Origin of the sequence: Halopseudomonas phragmitis (assembly GCF_002056295.1) — a bacterium.
Taxonomy (GTDB): domain Bacteria; phylum Pseudomonadota; class Gammaproteobacteria; order Pseudomonadales; family Pseudomonadaceae; genus Halopseudomonas; species Halopseudomonas phragmitis.
In genome coordinates this window covers 3600168-3622506 of record NZ_CP020100.1, presented here as the reverse complement: position 1 = coordinate 3622506, position 22339 = coordinate 3600168, and the positions used below count along the sequence as shown (strand labels likewise).

The following is a 22339-nucleotide window of genomic DNA, read 5'->3' as shown; positions in this document are numbered from 1 at the left end:
CCAGATCACGCGTCATCATCCCTGGGAAACGGGAGCATCTGCTCTCGCCAGCGGCGTTTGAGGTTTCCAGAGGCGTTGTGGAATAGCGCTATTCCGAGGCCTGCTCTCACTTACCCAACTGAGTCATAGGCAACTGCTTTTCCCAGTCGAACGGGCAGGCAGTGCAGCCGGTCATGTGCAGGTTCAGATAGGTGCCATAATGCAGCCGGGCCCCGGTCATGTCGGCATTCTCCAGATTGGCGTGATTCATTTTCGACTCTTGCAGATTGGCATCGCGCAGATCGGCGCCGGCCAGATCGGTTTTCGGTAGCCAGGCCATCTCCAGATTGGCCGCGCGGAAGATCACCTTGTGCATGATCGATGAGCTGAAACGGGCGAACTCCAGGTTGGCGCCGGTGAAATCGGCGTCGTTGAAGCGGGCGTTCTGGGCGGTCAGATTCCAGCCCTGCACGCCGACAAAGCTGGCATTGCTGGCGTTGACGCCACGCATAGCGGTCTGTTGCAGGCTGGCGCGGTTGAGGTTGGCGCCGCGCAAATCGGCACCGTCAAGTCGAGCCTGGTCGAACCGGGCGTGACGCAGATCGGCATCACGCAGATCGGCACCAGTGAAATCAGCTTTGCGCAGATCCTGGTGGCGCAGATCGGCACCGCGCAGATCCTTGCCAGCGCACTGGGTACCGGGCATCAGCAGGCAGCCGTTGATGACTTCGGCATCAGCCTGATCGATATCGGCAAACTGGGCGCTGACCGGCAGGCTGCTCAGTGCCAGCAACATCAGTGGGTAGTTAAGGTTTGGCATGCTATGTCTCCTGTGACGACGCCCGGCGGGCCGGGCGCGTCATGTGGTGGTCAGCGTTTGGCGGTGGACTGGCTCCAGCCCGGCAGCTTGAAGACCCAGAACGAGCCACCCTGGGCGACCGGTTTGGTCAGCTCGGCCATATCGCCACCCCATAGCGGTACAGCGCCGCCATAACCGGTGGTCACGCCAATATACTGTTCACCGTCCATCTCCCAGGTGATCGGCGGCGAGATGATTCCGGTGCCGGTCTGGAATTGCCACAGCTCATTGCCAGTCCGGGCGTCGAAGGCCTTGAAATAGCCGTCGCTGGTACCGGTGAAGACCAGGTTTCCGGCAGTGGCCAGCACCCCGGCCCACAGTGGCAGCGGTTCCTTATGCTCCCATTCGACCTTGCCGGTAGTTGGGTTCATTGCCCGCAGGATGCCAACGTGATCGTCATACAGGCGCTTGATCCGGAAGCCCATGCCCAGGTAGGCCGAGCCCTTGTTGTAGCTGACCTGCTCGGTCCAGTAGTCCTCTTTCCAGTGATTGGCTGGCACGTAGAACAGACCGGTGTCCTGGCTGTAAGCCATGGGGTTCCAGTTTTTGCCACCCAGGAACGGCGGAGATACCTCGACTGCCTCACTGCGCTCCTGTCCGGGTAGCAGGCGGGGTGGGCGCTGGCCTTCGACTTCTACCGGGCGGCCGCTTTCCAGGTCGATGTGGCTGGCCCAGGTAATGCCGTCGACGAACGGGAAGGCATTGACCAGTTTGCCGTTGCTGCGATCGACCACGTAGAAGAACCCGTTGCGGTCGGCGTGGGCGGTGGCCTTGATGGTCTTGCCCTTGGCGTCCTTGTAGTCGAACAGCACCAGCTCGTTGTTACCGGAGAAATCCCAGGCATCGTTGGGGGTATGCTGATAGAACCACTTCACTTCACCGGTGGTCGGGTCAACACCGACCTGACCCGAAGTGTAGAGGCTGTCGTAGTCGGCCGGGTTGCCGTTTGGTGACGTTCTGGCCCAGCCGTTCCAGGGCGCGGGGTTGCCGGCGCCGACGATGATGGTGTTGGTTTCCGGGTCGAAACTGGCGCTCTGCCAGGGCGCGCCGCCACCGTGACTCCAGGCCTCGACCTTGCCGGTCGGTGAGTTGGGGTCGTCCGGCCAGCTCGGTGCTTTAATGTCGCCAGTCGGTGTGCTGTCCTTGCCGTTCAGCCGACCCATGTGGCCTTCAACGAAAGGCCGCATCCAGATTTCCTTGCCGGTGTCCGGATCGCGGGCAAACAGTTTGCCAACAATACCGAATTCATCGCCGGAGCTGCCATGGATCAGCAGGACCTTGCCGGTTTTCTTGTCTTTGACGATGGTCGGTGCGCCGGTCATGGTGTAACCGGCGCGATGGTCGCCGAATTTCTCGCGCCAGACTACCCGGCCGGTGTCCTTGTTCAGGGCTACGATGCCGGCATCAAGGGTGCCGAAGAACACCTTGTCGCCATAGATGGCGGCGCCGCGGTTGACCACATCACAGCATGGGCGGATGTCATCGGGCAGGCGGTGGGCGTAACTCCACAGGCGTTTGCCGGTCCGGGCGTCGATGGCAAAGATGCGTGAATAGGAGCCGGTAACGTAGATCACGCCGTCATGAACCAGGGCCTGGGATTCCTGGCCGCGCTGTTTTTCATCGCCAAAGGAGAAGGACCAGGCCGGGGTGAGCTGAAACACGTTGTCGGCATTGACCTGCTTAAGCGGGCTCCAGCGTTGGGCGCTGTTGCCCAGACCGTACATCAGTACGTCGTGGGTGGTCAGGTGATCGTTGGCAATGTCGTCCCAGGTCACCGGCTTGGCCAGAACGGCGCCGCTGGCCAGGCCCAGGCTGGTAGCAAGAATCAGGCTTCTGACGGCGTGGGCGACAGGCCTCGGGTTGTGCTGGTTTTTTGTTGTCATGGCATCTTTCCTGTTGGTTGAGCGGTCAGCGAATGCTGTGCCTCGCCTTCATCTTCGGGAGCGCGGCTCAATCAAGAAACGGAAAAACACCCGGTCTACGCAGGAAAATAACACTGGACGGCCAACCACCGGGGGAGGCTGATTTATCTACTACCAAGGAACTAAACCCCGACCACCAAAGCAGGATTGGGCTACTACCCGGGGCTTCCTACCATGGTCACGACACTTGAAAAAATTCCGTGAACCACACGGCCGCGAGGTGAGCAGTATGAATCATTACAAGAACCTTCTGAAAGTTTCCGCCCTGGGGCTGTGTCTGGCAGCCGGTCAGGCCTTCGCTCATGGTGATGTGACTCCCCAGCCGGTGGATACCAAGGGCCTGGAGAAGCTGGGTGATGAGTGGCATGAAAGCAATCCCTACCGCGAGCCGCATCCGGATCATGATCTGGCGGTGCGGATCGGGGCTTCAGCCTATAACCAGAACTGTGCAGCCTGCCATGGCCTGGAGGGCATTTCCGGCGGCATGACCCCGGACCTGCGCTACCTTGAGGTCGGTGATTACGGCGACGAGTGGTACAAGGAGCGGGTAATCAACGGTGCAGTGCGCGATGGCCGGGTATATATGCCGAAAATGGCCGATATCCTCAGTCAGGAAGCCCTGTGGGCCATTCGGACCTGGCTGGAAACCGTTGCCGTGGAGCAATAAGTCATGAACCTGCGGCGATGCTGGTTGTGGCTGTGCCTGTTGGTATGTCTGCCGGCACAGGCGCTGAACATTACCCATATCCGCGAATATGACGAGATCATCGAGTCGGGTGTGCTGCGGGTAGCCCTGTATCAGGACTTCCCGCCGTACAGCTTCATGGATGGTGATACCCCCCGCGGCGTCGATGTCGAGCTGGCTCAGGCGTTAGCCGATGGCCTTGGCACCCGGCTGGAGATCCAGTGGATGGTCGCTGACGAGAGCATCGACGGCGATTTCCGCAATCATTTGTGGCGTGGTCACTATCTGCGCCCCGGGCAGATTGCCGATGTGATGCTGCGGGTACCCAATGACCGGGCCTTCAGCAGCAAGCGCGATGACCTGGGGCATCCGGCCTTCGAGCTGGTGCACATGTTTGGCCCTTACCAGCGCGAGCGTTGGCAGGCTGCCTACGACCCGCGCAAGATCAAGGAGGTCAAGAGCATCTCGGTGTTCCAGTACCATCCGATCGGGGTGGAGGAAGACACCGTGCCGTCGTTCTACCTGACCACCGTGATGAACGGTCAGCTCAGTAAGATGACTCGCCACTATCGCAGTGTTCGTGCGGCTTTTCAGGCCATGATTGACGGTGAAGTGCATGCGGTCATGGGGACCCAGGCCGAGATCGACTGGCTGTTGGCCCAGCACCCTGATGCCGGCATGCAGCTGACCGAGAACGCCTATCCCAGCATGGGCAAGCAGGTCTGGGATCTGGGTATGGCGGTGCATGAAGCCAACCGCCAGCTGGCTTATGCGCTGGCAGATGTGGCTGAGGAAATGATTCTCGATGGTCGCATGGCGGAACTCTATGCGCGCCATGGCCTGCGCTATATGCGGCCTGGGCTGTACGAGGATATCTGAATCGATAGTGTGACTTGGCTTTATTTGCCGCCGGCTTGCGTATTCACCTCCTCACGCAAGCCGGTTTTTTTTGCCTGCTATTCAGCCGCTCTGGCTGGTGGCTCCCAGCTCGGTACTGCTACCAAGTGATGAGATAAATCACCCCTGGGTTGAATTGTTGCCAAGCCCCCCGCGGCGAAGAATCACAGCCAGAAGCAGGAAAATTTCCCGTTTCGCCGCTGACATGAACAACACACAACAATCACTCAGAGGTAGCAGCAATGACACAACGTGTACGCTCGCCCTTCATCCTCACCGCCTTGGTGAGTGCCATGACTTTCTCTGGCATGGCCGCCGCCAACGTGACCGATGAAGACATCCTGACGGATGCCACTACCACCCACCAGATCGTCACCAATGGCATGGGCCTGCAGGGCCAGCGTTACAGCCCGCTGACCGCGCTCAACGCCAGCAACGTCGACCAACTGCAACCGGTCTGGGCGTTTTCTCTGGGTGGTGAAAAACAACGCGGCCAGCAAGCCCAGCCGATGATCAAGGACGGGGTGATGTATATCACCGGTTCCTATTCGCGGGTGTTTGCCGTGGACGCCAAGACCGGTCGCAAGCTGTGGCAATACGACCACCGCCTGCCCGACGGCATCATGCCCTGCTGTGACGTGATCAACCGGGGTGTCGCTCTGTACGGCGACCTGGTGATCTTCGGTACTCTGGATGCGCGTCTGGTTGCCCTGAACAAGGACACTGGCCGAGTGGTCTGGCGCAAGACCGTGGAAGACTACAAGGCCGGTTACTCGATTACCGCCGCACCACTGATCATCAACGGCAAGCTGATCACCGGGGTATCCGGTGGCGAGTTCGGGGTAGTCGGCAAGATCGAGGCCTATGATCCGACCAACGGTGAACTGCTGTGGACCCGTCCGACCGTGGAAGGTCACATGGGTTATGTCTACAAGGACGGCAAAGCGGTTGAAGCTGGTATCTCCGGTGGTCAGGCCAACAAGACCTGGCCGGGCGACCTGTGGAAGACCGGCGGCTCGGCACCCTGGCTGGGCGGCTATTACGATCCGGAAACCAACCTGCTGCTGTTCGGTACTGGTAACCCGGCTCCCTGGAACTCGCACATGCGCCGTGGTGACAACCTGTACTCCGCCTCGCGTCTGGCACTCGACCCGGATACCGGTGAGATCAAGTGGCACTTCCAGACCACCCCGAACGACGGCTGGGATTATGACGGTGTCAACGAACTGATTTCGTTCAACTACCGCGATGGTCGCAAGGAAGTGAAAGCCGCTGCCACTGCCGACCGTAACGGGTTCTTCTACGTCCTGGATCGTACTAACGGCAAGTTCATTCGTGGCTTCCCATTCGTTGACAAGATCACCTGGGCCAAGGGGTTGGATCGCAATGGCCGGCCGGTGTTCGATGACAGCAACCGTCCAGGTGCGCCGACTGCCGAAGGCGAAGCCGGCCGGACCGTATTCAGCGCGCCAGCGTTCCTGGGTGGCAAGAACTGGATGCCGATGTCCTACAGCCAGCAGACCGGGCTGTTCTATGTGCCTTCCAACGAGTGGGGCATGGACATCTGGAACGAAGGCACCGCTTACAAGAAAGGCGCCGCCTATCTGGGTGCGGGCTTTACCATCAAGCCGCTGCATGACGACTACATCGGTGTCCTGCGTGCCATCGACCCGGTTCAGGGCAAGGAAATCTGGCGCGTGAAGAACCCGGCACCGCTGTGGGGCGGGGTACTGAGCACAGCCGGCAACCTGGTATTTACCGGTAACCCGGAAGGCTACCTGATGGCGTTCAACGCCCAGAACGGCGAGAAGCTCTGGGAATTCAACACTGGTTCCGGGGTAATCGGCTCGCCGGTGACCTGGGAAATGGACGGCGAACAGTATGTATCTGTCCTGTCCGGCTGGGGTGGCGCGGTACCGCTGTGGGGTGGCCAAGTGGCCGAGCGGGTGAAGGACTTCAACCAGGGCGGCATGCTCTGGACCTTCAAACTGCCGAAATCGGCGGCCGTGGCCCAGCGTTGATCTGAAGTAAAACTGCTCCTGTTGTTTTTGGGGCCGGCTTGCCGGCCCCTTTTTTGTGTCTGGCCAAAAGGCTTATTGGCCGTTATCACTGACTGTGTTCGATGATGACGCAACGCCCAAGGGCCGCTAGGCTGGATGCAAACAACAATGACAATGGGAGTTGTCCATGCGTCTTCGTCCTCTGGCTCTGTGTGTGTTGCTGTCCAGCTTTTCCACTCCGCTTCTGGCCCAATCGCCAAGCTTGCCCAGCCCTGATAGCGTGCGTCTGGACCGTCTGCAACTGATGCAGGGCTTCCCGCCACCGGCTGAACGTCAGGTTACCGCGGCCAACTTTCTGTCTCAGTACCCGAATGTTCGCTGGGCCTTCCACCACATGCGCGAGCTGTTGCCCAGTCGCAATATTGCCCGGGGTGCAGGACCGGTATCCGAGCTGCCAGTTGGTGAGGACTGGCGTGAGCGGATCGAGGCGCTGCGTTTTACCGGACCCGATGGCAATGAACTGAGCTTTATCGACTATCTGACCGATAGCTACGCCGATTCGACCCTGATCATGAAGGACGGCAAGGTTATATACGAGGCCTATCACCAGGGCCAGACTGCCCATCTGCCACACCAGCTGTGGTCGGTGACCAAGTCCTTTACCGGCCTGATTGCCAGCATGTTGATCGAGGAAGGTCTGATCAAGGCAGATGCGCAGGTGACCGATTATCTGCCGGAACTGGAAGGCAGCGGCTGGCAGGGCGCGACCGTGCAGCAGGTGCTGAACATGACCGCTGACATCGATTACAGCGAAATCTACGGTGATGAGCGCTCCGATGTGCTGCAGTACGCCGTGGCCGCCGGCATGGTTCCAGCTCCGGCCGATTATCCGGGGGCCCGTGAACTGTACAGTTACCTGCCCACGATCGGTGCCGCCGGTGAGCATGGCCAGGGCTTTATCTACCGCACCGTGCACACCGAAGTGCTGGGCTGGCTGGTACGCCGGGCTAGTGGTCAGCGCCTGTCCGATCTGATCAGCGAGCGGATCTGGCAACCACTGGGGGCCGAACAGGACGCCTACATGCTGCTGGATCGGCATGGGACCGGCTGGGCCGGGGCCGGGATGAATGCCACGCTGCGCGATCTGGCCCGCTTCGGCGAAATGATGCGCAACGAGGGGCGCTTCAATGGTCGGCAGATCGTCAATGCCAGTGTGGTGCGCAGCATTCTTGAAGGCGCCGATCGGGAAGCCTTCAAGGCCTCGGGTCGGGACTTCCAGCCAGGCTACTCATATCGCAACCAGTGGTGGATCAGCCACAACGCCGATGGTGGCTATGAGGCGCTGGGGGTGCATGGGCAGATGATTCACGTCAACCCGGCGGTCGGCCTGGTAGTGGTGCGCTTGTCATCCCACCCGATCGCCAGCAGCGGCTACACCTTCCCGACTACTCGTCCGGCGATGATGGCGCTGGCGGATTTGTTGCGCTGAGGCGCTGTTGTGCCCGCGATGCAGAGGCTCCCTTACTCCAACTCGTCCAGCATCTCGCGCGGGACGTCACGGCGGTGAGCCAGACTGGTATCGCCGGTGTCGGGGTGGAATACGATCAACACCTCACGCCGTTCCAGCATGGTGCGCAGACGGGCGACGCGCTGTTCGAGCGTGTCGTCATAGCCGTTGTCGGTGCCGTCGCGGGTGACGAAATCCTCCAGCAGACGCTGCAGGGTATCGGCTTCGAGCATTTGATAGGGAATCAGCATGGTCTACTTCTCGGATGATGCCATGGTCGGTTGAGTCATAGATGATACACTGCCGGGCCAGTTATTCAGGTATGCCCTAAGCCCGCTTTGTCATGATCACCGATCCGTTTTTCTATCTCTGTGCCGTTCCCGCCGTCCTGCTATACGGTCTTGCCAAGGGTGGGTTTGGCGGCAATATCTCGATTCTGTCGGTACCGCTGATGGCCCTGGTGGTCTCGCCGCAGGTGGCAGCGGCCATTCTGCTGCCGATTCTCTGTGCCATGGACCTGATGGCTCTGCGGACCTTTCGTGGCCGCTGGGATGCGGTCAATTTGCGGATCATCATTCCGGCGTCGTTGGCTGGCGTGGTGATTGGCGCGCTGACGTTCCGGATGCTCAATGATGCACACATCCAGATCATCATCGGAGTCATCGCTCTGGTCTTCACCCTCAATATCTGGTTGCGCCGCGGCGAGCCGCCCAAGCGTGGGCCGGGCAGACTGCGCGGCGGTTTCTGGGGGGCAGTAGCCGGCTTCACCAGCTTCGGGATTCATGCCGGTGGGCCGCCGATCAATGTTTACCTGCTGCCACAGAAACTGGAAAAGACCATTCTGATGGGCACCATCGCGGTGTTCTTCGCCATCACCAACCTGGCCAAGGTGCCGGCCTATATCTATCTTGGCCAGTTCAATACCGCCAACCTGCTGACCGCACTGGTACTGCTGCCGTTGGCGCCGATCGGAGTGCGACTGGGCTTCTGGCTGCTGCAACGCAGCAATGAAAAGCTGATCTATCAGTTGTGCTACATCTTTCTGTTCCTGACCGGCGGCAAGCTGTTGTATGAGGGCGTGACGGCTCTAGTTTAATACCTCAAGCCTGGCCCGCACGGCCTCGTCCGCGAATCAGTTCGCGCAGCAGAAACCGGCTTGGGTGTACTGCTTCGGCCAGGTCGCGGGGCAGGGGCAGGGGTTCATCACAGATCCAGGCCGCTACCAGCTCGCCACTCAAGGGCGCGCTGATCAGCCCGCGTGAACCATGCGCTGCGTTGATATGCAGCCCGGCCAGCCAGGGCGCGCCTGCTGTCGGCTGGCGTGAGGCGTCTTTGGCCAGTTCGGCATAGCGTTCACGGAAAACTTTGGCGTCCACCAACGGACCAATGACCGGCAGGTAGTCCGGAGTCGTGCAGCGCAGCGCGGCCCGCGCCGGCAGGCTGGCGGGGTCGAGTTGTTCGACCTGGAGGCTGGCCGCCAGGGCGGGGGAAAGCTGCAGCAGCAGCCCCAGATTGCTTTCGGTTTCCTCCTGGCTGGGTTGGGTGTCCAGCCGGTCGAAACGAAAGCTGGCACCTACGTGATGCTCGCCCAGCCGGGCTGGTGAAACGTAGCCTTCGGCGCAGAGCACGGTGCGCAATGCCTGGCTTGCTGTTGTGGCTGGCAGATGAGTGACTTGCCCACGAATGGCCTTGAGTGGCAGGTGCGCACTGGGCGCCAGACGCAGGCTGTCGGCCGCGCCGCAGATCACGACCTGAGGCGCACTGGCCAGTATCTGCCCTTCATGATCCAGCGCCTGCCAGCCGTATTCGCTGGCGGCAAGGCTCAGCGTTTGATGGTGGGCCAGCAACTGGATGTTTGGATGCTGCAACAGCGCCTGACACAGGCTCGGCGGATTGACCCAGCCGCCGCCTTCGAACCACAGCCCGCCACTGGGCGTTGCTACCCCGGCCAGTTGGCTGGCCTCGGCCTGATCGACCAGTCTGAGCAGTGTATCGGGCCAGCCCAGATCGGCCAGTGCCTGCTGGCGCTGGGCTTCCTTGTCACTGGTTGGCAATTGCAGAACACCGCAGGGCTGCCACTGCCGGCCGTCTTGTTCAAGCAGTTCATGCAGTACCCGCAGGGCGTAGGCGTAGCTGCTCAGGACAAACCGTGACAGCGGTGTTTGATGCGCCGACAGCTTGCAATAGAGAATCCCCTGAGGGTTGCCCGAGGCCTCCTGTGCTGGCTCGGCATGGCGTTCCAGCACAGTGACCTGCCAGCCGCGCCGGGCCAGGGCAAACGCCGTGGCACAGCCAGCCAGGCCCGCGCCGATCACCAGCGCCTGGCGCTGAGGCAGGCTGGGAGCAGCCGGGCGGGCATACCAGGGGGCTTGCCAGGCCGCGCTGGCTGAGCCAGCAAACGTGCCCGCGAGCATTTCTCGCTTGCGGCCATAGCCTTTAACCTTGCGCATGACAAAGCCGGCGTCCTGCAGGCCACGGCGTACAGCACCGACGCTGGTGAAGGTTGCCAGTGTCGCTCCCGGGCGCGACAGCCGGGCCATCTGGGCATAGAGCGCTGGTTGCCACATGTCCGGATTCTTGGCCGGGGCGAAGCCGTCGAGGAACCAGGCGTCAACGCTGGCGTCGAGCAGCGGCAGGCTGTCCAGCAGGTCGCCGATCAGTAGGGTCAGGGTGATCCGCCCCTGATCAAGCTGAAACTGGTGCCAGCCGGGTGTCAGGTCGCTGTACTGAGCCAGCAACTGCTCTGACCAGAGCGCCAGCTCCGGCCACAGTACTGCGGCGCGCTGCATATCCGCTGCGCTCAGGGGGTATTTTTCGGTACTGACAAAATGCAGGTGGGTATCTGGCGGGGCGGACTGATCCCATAGCTGCCAGGCACAGAGAAAATTGAGGCCAGTACCAAAACCGGTCTCGGCAATGCAGAAGCGCTCGCCAGCCCTGAGCTTCTCCCAGCGTTCGGCCAGTTGGTTGTTGGCCAGAAACACATGCCGGGTTTCTTCCAGGCCTGATTCGCGTGAGAAATACACGTCGTCGAACTGGCTGGAATAGGGCTGGCCATCATCGGACCAGACCAAATCGGCAAAAGGCTTTGAGGGGTTCACGGTTACTCCGGCACAAAATAAAGCGCCATTTTAACCGTGAACCTCAACAGCGTCTTTCAATGGATATTTGGCAGGATCAACAGCAGTCCGGTTGCCAGAAAAATCAGCGTAATGGTGGGCAATTTGCCCTTGATAAGTTGTTTCATAGTGGGTGCCTTCTTATTTTTAGCAGTGACCTTGTGGGTTCCTTGCCACGTTCCGTCATTGGTGTGATGGAACGATTCGTCGTCGATGACCTTGTACGCTGCTCGTATACGGCTGGTCACAGATTCGGACCATAGTTTTCGCGGTCCGTTCACTGATGTTAGCCCCGTTGTGGGCTGGTAATTAGACAATTTGGCTACAACAGATTTCAGACTAGTTTCCATGCACTATGAGCAGTGGCAAGTCTCCCCATTATGGCTACCCTGATACAAACACGGACTGTCGACTTGTTGATCAGCTGTTTCCAGTCCTGATGCTGAGGTTCGAAGGTAAAACCAGGGCTGGGATTGATGGAGGTCTCATGTTGCAGGTGCGTCTAGCAAGCGAGCGGGGAGCCGTGAGCTTTGGCTGGCTTAACAGCCGGCACAGCTTTTCCTTTGGCCACTATTACGATCCTGCGCATATGGGCTATGGCCCCTTGCGGGTAATCAATGAGGACAAGGTGCAGCCGGGGAAAGGGTTTGAAACCCATGGCCATAGGGATATGGAAATCATCTCCTATGTGCTTGAAGGTGCGTTGGCGCACAAAGACAGCACTGGGAGCGGCTCGGTAATCCGACCGGGTGATGTACAGCGGATGTCGGCAGGTACCGGCATTTTACACAGCGAGTTCAATGCTTCCGACCAGGACCCCGTGCACTTTTTGCAAATCTGGATTATTCCCCAGCAGTCCGGTCTTGCGCCCAGCTACGAAGAGAAACATTTCAGTGACGACCAACGGCGTGGCCAGTGGCGGTTGATCGGTGCACCCGATGGCCGGGATGGGGCGGTCACAATTCATCAGGATATCAACCTGTACGCCGCGATCATTGAGAGCGGGGACTCACTCAGTCGCGCACTTTCCGCGAAAAGAAAAACCTGGCTTCAGGTTGTGAGCGGGCAGTTGCAATTGCGCGATCTGGCCTTGTCTGCCGGGGATGGCGTGGCCATTCAGGAAGACGGGGAGATTGAATTACAAGCCAATACGCGCGCTGAAGTGCTGCTCTTTGATATGACCGATAGCGCCTGAACCGGCACCTTGGGCACGCCATATCGGGGGCCCATAAATGGAGGGGGGGTTATGAGTAATGAAACGGTACGTACTGAGCTTGAGTGTGATTTTTCTCTGGGCTGTGGCGCGATTGAGTTGATTATTCAGCCTCATGAAAAGGATCTTGGTGGTTTTTCCGTGCGCAGGGCGCTACCCAGTACCCAGCGCCAGATGGTGGGCCCCTGGATATTCTTCGATCACATGGGGCCGGCAGAGTTTCCAGCGGGTCAGGGTATCAATGTCCGTCCCCACCCGCATGTGAATCTGGCGACGGTGACCTATCTGTTCGAGGGCGAGATCCTGCATCGTGATTCCCTTGGCAGTCTGCAACCGATTCGTCCGGGCGACATCAACCTGATGGTGGCCGGCAGAGGTATCGTGCATTCCGAGCGGGAGCGTCCCGAGGTCAAGGCACAATCCCATCGTTTGCATGGGCTGCAACTGTGGTTGGCGCTGCCGGAAGCGGCAGAAGAGGTCGAGCCTGCCTTCTACCACTATCCTGCGGTGCAAATACCTGCGCTCACTGTAGAGGGGGTGTCGGTCCGTGTGCTGATGGGCAGCGCCTATGGTCAGGTGTCGCCAGTGAAGACCTTTGCCGAAACCCTCTATGTGGAAGCTCATCTGCAGGCTGGACAGACCCTGATGCTGCCTGACGCGCAAGAGCGGGCGGTGTATGTGGCCAGTGGCAAGCTGAAAGCGCGGGACACGGAAGTGCCCGAGCATTGCCTGGCGATCATTGGCAACCACCCCGGTGTAGTCGTGGAGGCTGTCAGTGAATCCCGCATCGGTATTTTGGGTGGTGAGAAGATGGCACCACGGTTTGTGGAGTGGAATTTCGTGTCCAGTCGCAGGGAGCGTATCGATCAAGCCAAAGCGGACTGGAAAGCCCGGCGCTTCCCCACCGTGCCGGGAGATGAAGACGAGTTCATCCCTCTTCCTGAATGAGAGCTCCCGAGCATGGCCCAGACCCCACCAGAGAAAAAATCCGCCTGGGCGCCATTCGGAATCCCGGTGTTCCGCGACCTATGGATAGCAACGCTGGCCTGCAATATCGGCACCTTGAGTGCTGGTGAATAACGGCGGCTCAATCCGCCAGCTGTTCGGTGCGCGCCGCCATGATCAGGTCGTTGCGATGCAGGCCGCCGAGGAAGTGGGTCCACCAGCTTACCGTGACCTTGCCCCACTCGGTCAGTAGTGCCGGGTGGTGGCCGGTTTGTTCGGCCAGCTCGCCGATCCGGTTGGTCAACGCCAGCGCCTGGGCGAAGTCCTTGAGCTTGTAGGTTTTTTCGATTCTGGGAATGCCATCGACCTGACGCAGGGTCCAGCCGGGCAGTCGTTCGAGCAGTTCATCGATCTGCTCCTGAGTGAGCAGCACGGCAGCGGCATCACTCATGTTCAGGGGTTCGTCAGCCAGCGCGAGCATGGTTGTTTACCTCATACAAAGTCATTTCTCAGAGCATAGGTCATTCTGGTGTTGCGTGTGATTGCCCCAAAATGGTGCGATCAGTGGTCGCAGCCGTTATCATGGTCGCTTTTTTGGGGGCGTGCATGGGGCGTACAGGTTTTCGCTGGCTGCTGAGCGGGATCGGCTGGACTCCCGACAGTACCAGCTACCAGGAAAAACTGATCTCCGCTGTTGGTGCCACCCTGGCATTGCTGCTGGTCTACTGGATCACTCATCAGGCACTGGGCGGTGATACTGCACTGTGGGTGACCGGTTCAATGGGGGCAACCACGGTGCTGGTTTTCGCCATGCCGCACGGGATGTTGTCGCAGCCCTGGTCGGTGGTGGGTGGTCATCTGGTTTCTGCCGCGGTAGGTGTAGCCTGTGCCACCTGGCTGCCGTTGGGAGCCTGGGTTGCGGCGCTGGCGGTTGGTGCCAGTATTTTCCTGATGATGGTTTTACGTTGCCTGCATCCACCGGGTGGGGCAACGGCGATGATTGCGGTCCTGGGTGGTCCGGCTATCCAGCAGGCCGGTTTCGGCTTTCTGCTCTACCCGATTCTTCTCGATGCGCTGGTAATCGTGGCGGCCGCGCTGCTGTTCAATAATCTGTTTCACTGGCGTCGCTATCCGCTGGCACTGGCTCGTTATCAGGTCCAGCGCACACCGGGGATTGCTCCAGAGGACTTTCACTATGCCCTGCGGCAGATGAACGCTTATGTCGATATCGAGTTCGATGACCTGCTGCATCTGGTCGAGCTGGCCAACGAACATGCCAAAAGCCACGGGGTGAGTGAGGCCGATCTGGTCGAGTCAGGCTGCTACAGCAATGGCCTGCCGGGCAGCAACTGGGCGGTGCGTCAGATACTGTTCATTCTGCCACGCCGGCCCGGTCGCAGTGGCCGGGTACGCTATCGGGTGGTGGCCGGCAATGGGCTGGGAGCCGAGGGTATTTGCCGGTTGTCCGAGTTTGCTCTTTGGGCGCGCTATAGGGTTGAGCGCGCCGACGATGGCTGGCATCGGATCAAGGGGGTAGATCCGGCCGATCACGGGCGCTCCTGAGGCTCAGGAGCGCAGCTCCGGCAAGTCGCGAAACAGCTCCAGCGCCTCGGGGTTGGCCAGTGCCTCGGTGTTTTTCACCGCCCGGCCATGGACTACGTTGCGTACCGCCAGCTCGACAATCTTGCCGCTCAGGGTGCGTGGAATATCGGCTACCGCCACGATGCGCGCCGGTACATGGCGCGGCGTGGTGTGGCGGCGGATCTGCTGACGGATGCGCTCGCGCAATGGTTCATCCAGCGTCAGGCCGTTACGCAGGCGCACGAACAGCACCACCCGGACATCGCCCTGCCAGTCCTGACCGATGGCCAGGGATTCCAGCACTTCGTCGATCTTTTCCACCTGGCGATAGATTTCCGCCGTACCGATGCGCACGCCGCCGGGATTGAGCACTGCATCCGAGCGGCCATGAATCACCAGCCCGCCATGTTCGGTCACCTCGGCATAATCGCCATGGGCCCAGACGCCCGGGAAGCGCTCGAAGTAGGCAGCGCGGAATTTACTGCCGTCAGCATCGTTCCAGAATCCCACCGGCATGGAGGGGAAATGCCGGGTACAGACCAGTTCACCCTTGCCCTGGCTCAGCGGCTGACCGTCATCGTCCCAGACCTCGACTGCCATGCCCAGGCCCTTGCATTGCAGCTCACCGCGCCACACCGGCAGGGTATGGTTGCCCAGGGCGAAGCAGGAAACAATGTCAGTGCCACCGGAAATCGAGGCCAGACACAGGTCGGTCTTGAACTCGCGGTAGACATAATCGAAACCCTCGTGGGCCAGCGGTGAACCGGTCGAGAGGACTGTCCTGAGCCGCTCCAGACGATGACTCTGGCCGGGACGTACACCGGCCTTCTCCAGTGCCGCCAGGTACTTGGCGCTGGTGCCGAATACGCTGATGTCCTCAGCGTCGATCAGGTCGATCAGACGCTCGGCGCCGGGGTGAAAGGGCGAACCATCGAACAGCACCAGGGTGGCGCCAAGTGCCAATCCTGAAACCAGCCAGTTCCACATCATCCAGCCGCAGGTGGAGAAGTAGAACAGGGTATCCTCGGCGTCCAGATCGGTATGCAGACCGAGTTCCTTGAGATGTTGCAGCAAGGTGCCGCCCACACCATGCACGATGCATTTGGGTACTCCGGTGGTGCCGCTGGAGTAGAGAATGTATAGCGGCTGCTCGAACGCTACCGGAGTGAAGTCAGGCTCACCGCCGGGCTGGTAGAAGTCCTGCCACAGGCTGACGGCGGCGCGGGTGTGAAACTCGTCAGCACGGGTCTGCGCGCGGGCGTAGGGCACGACCAGCAACTGCTGCAAATCCGGCAACTGGGCGAGAATCTCGTTGAGCTTGGCGCTGACATCCTGGGTCTTGCCGGCGTAACGGTAGCCGGCACAGGCAATCAGGACCTTGGGCCGGATCTGGCCGAAACGGTCAATCACGCCCTGGGTGCCGAAGTCCGGCGAGCAGGATGACCAGGTGGCGCCGAGACTGGCCGTGGCGAGCATGCCGACCACGGTTTGCCAGGTATTGGGCATGAACGCCGCCACCCGGTCGCCGACCCCGACGCCGATGGCCTTGAGCCGCTGTTGCAGTCCGGCAACCTCGGCGGCCAGACCAGCGTAGCTGAGCACCTCGCGGTTGCCGTCTTCGGCCACTGCCACCAGCGCCGGATGCTGGTCGCGGCGGCGCAGCAGATGCTCGGCAAAGTTCAGGGTGGCGCCAGGGAACCAGCGTGCATCGGGCATCAATGGGCCTTCTTCGAGGATCTGCTCAGCCGGCTGGTGGAAATGCACGGCGAAGAAATCGGTGATCGCCTGCCAGAACGCGGCCCGTGACTCGATGCTCCAGGCATGCAGGGCTGGGTAATCGCTCAGTTGCAGGTTGTGGCGCTGATTGACGAAGTGGCGAAACGCAGTCATCCGGCTGGCCGCAACCCGTTCGCTGCTGGGGGTCCATAGTGGCGCGTTCAAGGCGATCTCCTAAGCAGGTTCCTCAGGCTTTGGCCAGCCAGGCGCGGGCTACCCGTGAGCCGTTGGGTTTGTCCAATACCGCGCAGATCCGCTGGCCGGCGGCAATCAGGCGGTCCAGGTCAATACCGGTGTCGATACCCAGGCCATTGAGCAGGTAGAGCACATCCTCGGTGGCGACATTGCCGGTGGCGCCCTTGGCGTAGGGGCAGCCGCCCAGCCCGGCGACCGAGCTGTCGAACACGCTGATGCCTTCGAGCAGGCTGGCGTAGATGTTCGCCAGGGCCTGACCGTAGGTGTCGTGGAAGTGTCCGGCCAACTGTTCTCGGGGAATGTCACGGGCCGCTATCTCGAACAGCCGGCGAGTAGCGCCAGCGGTGCCCACGCCAATGGTGTCGCCGAGCGAAACTTCATAGCAGCCCATGGCGATCAGCTCGCGGGCGATGCTGCTGACCTGCTCGGGGGCGACTTCGCCGTCGTAAGGGCAACCGAGTACGCAGGAGATATAGCCGCGTACCCGGATGTTATGGGCCTTGGCCGCGGCCATGACCGGGGCAAAGCGCTCCAGGCTTTCGCTGATCGAACAGTTGATGTTCTTCTGCGAAAACGCCTCGGAGGCGGCCGCGAACACCGCAACCTCTTTGACCCCGGCAGCCAGCGCCGCCTCGAAACCTTTCAGGTTCGGGGTCAGAGCGCTGTAGTTGACGCCGGGGCGCTGCTTGATGGCGGCGAACACTTCGGCCGAGCCGGCCATCTGCGGTACCCACTTGGGTGAGACGAAGCTGCCCACTTCAATACTGGAAAGACCGGCGGCACTCAGATCATCGACCAGCCGGACCTTGTCGGCCACGCTGATCGGTTGCTGTTCGTTCTGCAGCCCGTCACGCGGACCGACTTCGACCAGACGGACGTGCTGGGGTAGGGACTGGGTCATGGGGTTCCTGATAGTTGTATGCTCATAGTCCTAGTGTTTCGCATAAGCGGCGCACAGGGAAGGGGCACAGCACAACCGCACCCTGGATTGCCGCACCGCTACGCGGCTCGCAATGACGGTATGGGGTGGAGGGTAGGGCACGGTGTATTGGTTCCACTGCGTCATTGCGAGGGCCACAGGCCCGTGGCAATCCAGAAAGCGCTGGGCACTCAGTCACCCCCAAGCTCCACCAAAGGCTCCCCCTCACTCACCAACTGCCCCTCGGCGCAATATATCGCCTGCACGGTACCGGCTTGCGGGGCCCGGATGCTGTGTTCCATTTTCATCGCTTCGAGAATCACCAGCGTGGCCCCGGCCTCGACCTGATCGCCTGGGTTGACCAGTAGTTTGACGATGCTGCCGTTCATTGGCGCGCTCAGGTCTCCGGGATGCTGATGCTGTTCGGCGGCTGCCAGCGCGTCGACCTCGGCAAGCTGGTACAGCTCTCCGTGCCAATCCAGATAGAGGTGCCGGTCCTGGCGTAGCACACGATAACGTTGGCCGTCGTCAGCGATCAGCCAATTGCCCTCCAGCCGGCTGTGCAACCCTGGCATCACCCGGCGCTGCTGATTGCGGCACTGCAGATACAGGGCTTGGGTGCAGGGCAGGCCAGCGCGCCAGCCGCTCCGGGCGGACCAGGGTGAGTAGGGGTCATCAGATCGGATCTCGGTGGGCAGGGTCAGCAACCAGGCGTCGGCGGCCAGCGCCCAGAAGCTGTCTGGCAAGTCCGTGGTGGCTGGCAGCAGTTCGGCCTGATGGCGTGGGATGAAATCGGTGTCCAGTTCACAGGCAGCGAAGGCTGGATGCGCGAGCACCCGCCGCAGAAAGGCCAGGTTGGTGCTGACGCCGCCAACCAGAGTTTCATCGAGCATGGCCAGCAACCGGCGGCGGGCCTGTTCGCGGTCTTCGCCCCAGGCGATCAGCTTGCCCAGCATCGGGTCGTACCAGGGCGAGATACTGTCACCTTCGCTCACGCCGCTATCAATACGCCGGCCCGGGCCGGGGGGCGCTTCACGGTAAAGCTCCAGGGTACCGGTCGACGGCAGAAACTCGTTGGCCGGATCTTCGGCGTACAGGCGCACTTCGATGGCATGACCGTTCAGCGGCACCTGCTCCTGGCTCAGGGGCAGGGGGGCGCCGCTGGCGATGCGCAGTTGCCAGTCAACCAGATCCAGACCGGTAATGGCCTCGGTGACCGGGTGTTCTACCTGCAACCGGGTGTTCATCTCCATGAAGAAAAAATCGCCGCGCTGATCCAGCAGAAACTCGACGGTGCCAGCCCCGACATAACCAATGGCCTGGGCCGCGCGTACTGCTGCCTGACCCATGGCCTGGCGCTGCTCGGGGCTGAGGCCGGGAGCCGGGGCTTCTTCCACCACTTTCTGGTGACGGCGCTGGATTGAGCAGTCGCGCTCGTTGAGATACAGGCAGTGGCCATGCTGGTCGGCGAATACCTGAATTTCCACATGCCGCGGCTTGAGCAGGTATTTTTCCACCAGCATGCGGGCATCGCCAAAGGCCGCCTGGGCTTCGCGCTGGGCTGAGGCCAGGGCCTGCTCCAGGTCGGCTTCGCGTTCGACTACCTTCATGCCTTTGCCACCGCCCCCGGCGGCGGCCTTGAGCAGTACCGGGTAACCGATGTGGGCGGCTTCGGCGCGAAATCGCTGCAGGCTCTGCTCGTCGCCGTGATAACCAGGCACCAGTGGTACTCCGGCCTCTGCCATCAGGGCCTTGGCCGCTGATTTGCTGCCCATGGCTTCAATTGCGCTGGCTGGCGGGCCGATGAAAATCAATCCGGCCTGTTCGCAGGCGCGGGCGAAACCGGCGTTTTCCGAGACAAAGCCATAGCCTGGATGGATGGCTTCGGCCCCGCTGGCCCGGGCCGCCTCGATCAGGGCTGCGCTGCGCAGGTAGCTGTCGGCGGGCTTGGCTCCGCCCAGACTGATGGCGCGGTCGGCCTCACGGACATGGCGGGCATCGCGGTCACTGTCACTGTGGACGGCTACCGTGGTGATGCCCAGCGCCCGGGCGGTGCAAATGATCCGGCAGGCGATCTCGCCACGGTTGGCGATCAGCAGGGTTTGGATCATGACGGGGTTACCTTGGCTGGATGTGTATGGGGCCAATGGATTGCCACGGGCCGTTGGCCCTCGCAATGACGAGATAGCAGCGGACGGGTGCGCGGGGTATGGCGACGACGAGGCACCGCCTGCCGTACCCCACCGTCATTGCGAGGAGCGTAGCGACGTGGCAATCCAGACTGGCGCAGGCTCATGACTGCTGCCACCGTGGCGGGCGTTTTTCCAGAAACGCCTTGAGCCCTTCCTGACCTTCGGGGCTGACCCTGATGCGGGCTATGGCCTCCTCGGTATAACGGCGTAGCGCCGGTGACAGTTCGCCATGCTTGACCTCCCGCAGCAGCGCCTTGGTACTGCGCAGTGCGGCAGGGCTGTTGAGCAGCAGGTTGTCGGTCCAGCGTTGCACTTCAGCTTCCAGCTCCGCGGCAGGGTGACATTCAGCCAGCAGCCCCAGCTCGCGGGCGGTTTCACCGCTGAAGCGCTCGGCGCTCAGGGCGTAGCGGCGCATGGCACGCTCGCCAATGGCCTTGACCACGAACGGGCTGATCACTGCCGGGGTCAGGCCAATACGCACTTCCGACAGGCAGAACTGACTGTCCGGGGTGCCGATGGCCATGTCACAGCAACTGATCAGCCCCAGTGCGCCACCATAAGCTGCGCCTTGCACCACGGCCAGGGTCGGGACCGGCAACTGCTCAAGGCGGGCCATGACCTCGGCCAGCTCTTGGGCATCCTCCAGGTTGGCGTTGTAATCAAGCGCGGCGGCGGCCCGCATCCATTCCAGGTCGGCCCCGGCGCAAAAATGCTTGCCACGGGCGCGCAGCAGCATGAAGCGCACCGCGTCGTGCTGCTGCACGCGATCAAAGGCCTGCAGCAGTTCAGCAATCATCTCGGCATTGAAGGCATTGTTCTTCTCTGGCCGGTTGAGCCACAGGGTCGCCACGCCACGCGGGCTGAAGTCGAGTTCGAGGGTGTTGAAGGTGGTCATGCGCTGTCTCGCTCGTTGTGTCTGTTGTGACCCTGGCCCTACATCCGGAAGACCCCGAAGCGGGTCGGCTCGATCGGCGCACTGAGCGCTGCCGACAGGGCCAGGCCCAGAATCTCACGGGTTTGCGCCGGGTCGATGACCCCGTCGTCCCAGAGCCTGGCGCTGGAGTAGTAGGGGTGGCCCTGGTGTTCATACTGGTCGAGGATCGGTTGGCGAATGGCGGCGTCCTGTTCACTGCTGAAGCTTTCGCCGGCGCGTTCGGCCTGCTCGCGCTTGACCTGGGCGAGCACACCGGCGGCCTGTTCGCCACCCATGACCGAAATCCGCGCATTAGGCCACATCCACAGAAAACGCGGGTCGTAGGCGCGCCCGCACATGCCGTAATTGCCGGCACCGAAACTGCCGCCAATGATCACCGTGAATTTCGGCACCTGGGCGCAGGCCACGGCGGTGACCAGCTTGGCGCCATGCTTGGCGATGCCGCCTGCTTCGTATTTCTGGCCGACCATGAAGCCGGTGATGTTCTGCAAAAACAGCAGCGGGATGCCGCGCTGGCAGGCCAGTTCGATGAAGTGCGCACCTTTCTGGGCGGACTCGCTGAACAGGATGCCATTGTTGGCCAGAATCGCGACCGGGTAGCCGTGCAGGTGGGCGAAGCCGCAGACCAGGGTGGCTCCGTACAGCGCCTTGAATTCATCGAACTGACTGTCGTCGACCAGCCGGGCAATCACTTCACGAACGTCGAACGGCTGGCGGCTATCGCTGGGGATCACGCCGTACAGTTCTTCGACCGGGTAGCGCGGCGGGCGAGGGGGCTGCACCTGCAACTGACCCTGCTTGCGCCAGTTGAGGTTGGCGATGCAGCGCCGGGCCAGCGCCAGAGCGTGTTCATCGTTCTCGGCGTAATGGTCGGCCACCCCGGAGGTCTTGCAGTGCACGTCAGCACCGCCCAGTTCTTCGGCGCTGACCACCTCGCCGGTAGCTGCTTTGACCAGTGGCGGGCCGGCGAGAAAAATGGTCGCCTGGTTGCGGACCATGATCGCCTCGTCGGCCATGGCCGGCACGTAGGCTCCGCCGGCGGTGCAGGAACCCATGACCACGGCAATCTGTGGGATGCCGGCGGCACTCAGATTGGCCTGATTGAAGAAAATCCGGCCAAAGTGCTCGCGGTCAGGGAACACCTCGTCCTGGCGCGGCAGGTTGGCGCCACCGGAATCGGCCAGATAGATGCATGGCAGGCGGTTCTCGCGGGCAATCGCCTGGGCGCGCAGGTGCTTTTTCACGGTCAGCGGGTAGTAGGTGCCGCCTTTGACTGTGGCATCGTTGGCGACGATGAGGCACTCGACCCCCGAAACCCGACCGATACCGGCGATCAGCCCGGCAGCCGGCACCTGCTCGTCGTAGACCTCATGGGCGGCCAGCGGCGCGATTTCCAGAAACGGCGAGCCGGGATCAAGCAGGGTGTCGATGCGCTGGCGCGGCAGCAACTTGCCGCGTTCCAGATGGCGCTGCTGGGCTTTGGCGCCACCGCCTTCAGCGATTTGTGCCAGTTGCAAACGCAGGTCCGCGACCAGCGCCTGCATGGCGCTGCTGTTGCTGGCGAACTCGGTAGCGTGCCGGTTCAGATGCGAGGCGAGTATGGTCATGGCCGGCTC

General features: G+C 61.4%; 19 protein-coding genes. 8 read left to right on the top strand and 11 right to left on the bottom strand.

The features are described 5' to 3' along the window. Positions 1-106: 106 nt before the first annotated feature. Both BVH74_RS16715 and exaA read right to left on the bottom strand, forming a co-directional pair. On the bottom strand, positions 107-799 hold the full coding sequence (locus BVH74_RS16715) for a pentapeptide repeat-containing protein (RefSeq protein WP_080051202.1): 693 nt from the start codon (positions 797-799) through the stop codon (positions 107-109). Positions 800-849: 50 nt separating this feature from the next. Further along, positions 850-2721 (bottom strand): quinoprotein ethanol dehydrogenase, encoded by a 1872-nt coding sequence (gene exaA, locus BVH74_RS16710; RefSeq protein WP_080051201.1) that lies wholly within the window; start codon positions 2719-2721, stop codon positions 850-852. Positions 2722-2989: 268 nt separating this feature from the next. Here exaA and pedF point away from each other — a divergent pair, with 268 nt between their 5' ends. The 4 genes from pedF (at position 2990) to BVH74_RS16690 (ending at position 7831) form a co-directional block, all read left to right on the top strand. Beyond that, on the top strand, positions 2990-3427 hold the full coding sequence (pedF, locus tag BVH74_RS16705) for a cytochrome c-550 PedF (protein WP_080051200.1): 438 nt from the start codon (positions 2990-2992) through the stop codon (positions 3425-3427). Positions 3428-3430: 3 nt separating this feature from the next. Beyond that, entirely contained in the window at positions 3431-4324 is an 894-nt protein-coding gene (locus BVH74_RS16700; protein ID WP_080051199.1) for a substrate-binding periplasmic protein, read from the top strand. A gap of 260 nt (positions 4325-4584) precedes the next feature. Continuing rightward, on the top strand, positions 4585-6363 hold the full coding sequence (locus tag BVH74_RS16695) for a PQQ-dependent methanol/ethanol family dehydrogenase (protein WP_080051198.1): 1779 nt from the start codon (positions 4585-4587) through the stop codon (positions 6361-6363). Positions 6364-6529: 166 nt separating this feature from the next. Continuing rightward, a complete protein-coding gene (locus BVH74_RS16690) occupies positions 6530-7831 on the top strand; it encodes a serine hydrolase domain-containing protein (RefSeq protein ID WP_080051197.1) in 1302 nt (433 codons plus the stop codon). A 32-nt stretch (positions 7832-7863) separates the two neighbouring features. Here the strand turns inward: BVH74_RS16690 and BVH74_RS16685 are convergent, their stop codons facing one another. Beyond that, positions 7864-8100, bottom strand: coding sequence for a YheU family protein (locus BVH74_RS16685; RefSeq protein WP_080051196.1), 237 nt, complete (start codon positions 8098-8100; stop codon positions 7864-7866). Between the two features lie 92 nt (positions 8101-8192). Between BVH74_RS16685 and BVH74_RS16680 the strand changes: the two genes are divergently transcribed. Continuing rightward, the gene (locus tag BVH74_RS16680) at positions 8193-8945 is read left to right on the top strand and encodes a sulfite exporter TauE/SafE family protein (protein WP_080051195.1); all 753 of its coding nucleotides are present in this window, start codon (positions 8193-8195) and stop codon (positions 8943-8945) included. 4 nt (positions 8946-8949) lie between these two features. Here the strand turns inward: BVH74_RS16680 and mnmC are convergent, their stop codons facing one another. Next, complete coding sequence (gene mnmC, locus BVH74_RS16675; protein WP_080051194.1) at positions 8950-10950, bottom strand: bifunctional tRNA (5-methylaminomethyl-2-thiouridine)(34)-methyltransferase MnmC2/FAD-dependent 5-carboxymethylaminomethyl-2-thiouridine(34) oxidoreductase MnmC1; 2001 nt, start codon at positions 10948-10950, stop codon at positions 8950-8952. Positions 10951-11006: 56 nt separating this feature from the next. After that, positions 11007-11216 (bottom strand): hypothetical protein, encoded by a 210-nt coding sequence (locus BVH74_RS18830; RefSeq protein WP_131038222.1) that lies wholly within the window; start codon positions 11214-11216, stop codon positions 11007-11009. A 239-nt stretch (positions 11217-11455) separates the two neighbouring features. Between BVH74_RS18830 and BVH74_RS16670 the strand changes: the two genes are divergently transcribed. Continuing rightward, on the top strand, positions 11456-12163 hold the full coding sequence (locus BVH74_RS16670; protein ID WP_080051193.1) for a pirin family protein: 708 nt from the start codon (positions 11456-11458) through the stop codon (positions 12161-12163). Between the two features lie 51 nt (positions 12164-12214). Further along, the gene (locus BVH74_RS16665) at positions 12215-13129 is read left to right on the top strand and encodes a pirin family protein (protein WP_080051192.1); all 915 of its coding nucleotides are present in this window, start codon (positions 12215-12217) and stop codon (positions 13127-13129) included. Between the two features lie 139 nt (positions 13130-13268). On the opposite strand, the gene BVH74_RS16660 is transcribed toward BVH74_RS16665, so the two are convergent. Next, on the bottom strand, positions 13269-13607 hold the full coding sequence (locus BVH74_RS16660; protein WP_080051191.1) for a 4a-hydroxytetrahydrobiopterin dehydratase: 339 nt from the start codon (positions 13605-13607) through the stop codon (positions 13269-13271). Between the two features lie 125 nt (positions 13608-13732). Here BVH74_RS16660 and BVH74_RS16655 point away from each other — a divergent pair, with 125 nt between their 5' ends. Next, positions 13733-14689: an HPP family protein gene (locus BVH74_RS16655; protein ID WP_165443828.1), complete on the top strand. Its 957-nt coding sequence runs from the start codon at positions 13733-13735 to the stop codon at positions 14687-14689. A 3-nt stretch (positions 14690-14692) separates the two neighbouring features. Here the strand turns inward: BVH74_RS16655 and BVH74_RS16650 are convergent, their stop codons facing one another. The 5 genes from BVH74_RS16650 to BVH74_RS16630 form a co-directional block, all read right to left on the bottom strand. Next, positions 14693-16648, bottom strand: coding sequence for an acetoacetate--CoA ligase (locus tag BVH74_RS16650; RefSeq protein ID WP_080051189.1), 1956 nt, complete (start codon positions 16646-16648; stop codon positions 14693-14695). Positions 16649-16670: 22 nt separating this feature from the next. After that, positions 16671-17579, bottom strand: coding sequence for a hydroxymethylglutaryl-CoA lyase (locus tag BVH74_RS16645; protein ID WP_080051188.1), 909 nt, complete (start codon positions 17577-17579; stop codon positions 16671-16673). Positions 17580-17788: 209 nt separating this feature from the next. Further along, positions 17789-19708 carry an acetyl/propionyl/methylcrotonyl-CoA carboxylase subunit alpha gene (locus BVH74_RS16640; protein ID WP_080051187.1) on the bottom strand — a complete coding sequence of 640 codons (1920 nt, stop codon included), beginning with the start codon at positions 19706-19708 and terminating at the stop codon, positions 17789-17791. A gap of 181 nt (positions 19709-19889) precedes the next feature. Next, the gene (locus tag BVH74_RS16635) at positions 19890-20684 is read right to left on the bottom strand and encodes a gamma-carboxygeranoyl-CoA hydratase (RefSeq protein ID WP_080051186.1); all 795 of its coding nucleotides are present in this window, start codon (positions 20682-20684) and stop codon (positions 19890-19892) included. A gap of 38 nt (positions 20685-20722) precedes the next feature. Then, positions 20723-22330, bottom strand: a complete 1608-nt coding sequence (locus BVH74_RS16630) for a carboxyl transferase domain-containing protein (RefSeq protein WP_080051185.1) — start codon at positions 22328-22330, stop codon at positions 20723-20725. Positions 22331-22339 lie beyond the last annotated feature (9 nt).

What these genes read in the sequence shown, in the direction of transcription:
- BVH74_RS16715 (WP_080051202.1), bottom strand. Translation starts at nt 799, where the DNA reads ATGCCAAACCTTAACTACCCACTGATGTTGCTGGCACTGAGCAGCCTG.
- exaA (WP_080051201.1), bottom strand. Translation starts at nt 2,721, where the DNA reads ATGACAACAAAAAACCAGCACAACCCGAGGCCTGTCGCCCACGCCGTC.
- pedF (WP_080051200.1), top strand. Translation starts at nt 2,990, where the DNA reads ATGAATCATTACAAGAACCTTCTGAAAGTTTCCGCCCTGGGGCTGTGT.
- BVH74_RS16700 (WP_080051199.1), top strand. Translation starts at nt 3,431, where the DNA reads ATGAACCTGCGGCGATGCTGGTTGTGGCTGTGCCTGTTGGTATGTCTG.
- BVH74_RS16695 (WP_080051198.1), top strand. Translation starts at nt 4,585, where the DNA reads ATGACACAACGTGTACGCTCGCCCTTCATCCTCACCGCCTTGGTGAGT.
- BVH74_RS16690 (WP_080051197.1), top strand. Translation starts at nt 6,530, where the DNA reads ATGCGTCTTCGTCCTCTGGCTCTGTGTGTGTTGCTGTCCAGCTTTTCC.
- BVH74_RS16685 (WP_080051196.1), bottom strand. Translation starts at nt 8,100, where the DNA reads ATGCTGATTCCCTATCAAATGCTCGAAGCCGATACCCTGCAGCGTCTG.
- BVH74_RS16680 (WP_080051195.1), top strand. Translation starts at nt 8,193, where the DNA reads ATGATCACCGATCCGTTTTTCTATCTCTGTGCCGTTCCCGCCGTCCTG.
- BVH74_RS16670 (WP_080051193.1), top strand. Translation starts at nt 11,456, where the DNA reads ATGTTGCAGGTGCGTCTAGCAAGCGAGCGGGGAGCCGTGAGCTTTGGC.
- BVH74_RS16665 (WP_080051192.1), top strand. Translation starts at nt 12,215, where the DNA reads ATGAGTAATGAAACGGTACGTACTGAGCTTGAGTGTGATTTTTCTCTG.
- BVH74_RS16660 (WP_080051191.1), bottom strand. Translation starts at nt 13,607, where the DNA reads ATGCTCGCGCTGGCTGACGAACCCCTGAACATGAGTGATGCCGCTGCC.
- BVH74_RS16655 (WP_165443828.1), top strand. Translation starts at nt 13,733, where the DNA reads ATGGGGCGTACAGGTTTTCGCTGGCTGCTGAGCGGGATCGGCTGGACT.
- BVH74_RS16645 (WP_080051188.1), bottom strand. Translation starts at nt 17,579, where the DNA reads ATGACCCAGTCCCTACCCCAGCACGTCCGTCTGGTCGAAGTCGGTCCG.
- BVH74_RS16640 (WP_080051187.1), bottom strand. Translation starts at nt 19,708, where the DNA reads ATGATCCAAACCCTGCTGATCGCCAACCGTGGCGAGATCGCCTGCCGG.
- BVH74_RS16635 (WP_080051186.1), bottom strand. Translation starts at nt 20,684, where the DNA reads ATGACCACCTTCAACACCCTCGAACTCGACTTCAGCCCGCGTGGCGTG.
- BVH74_RS16630 (WP_080051185.1), bottom strand. Translation starts at nt 22,330, where the DNA reads ATGACCATACTCGCCTCGCATCTGAACCGGCACGCTACCGAGTTCGCC.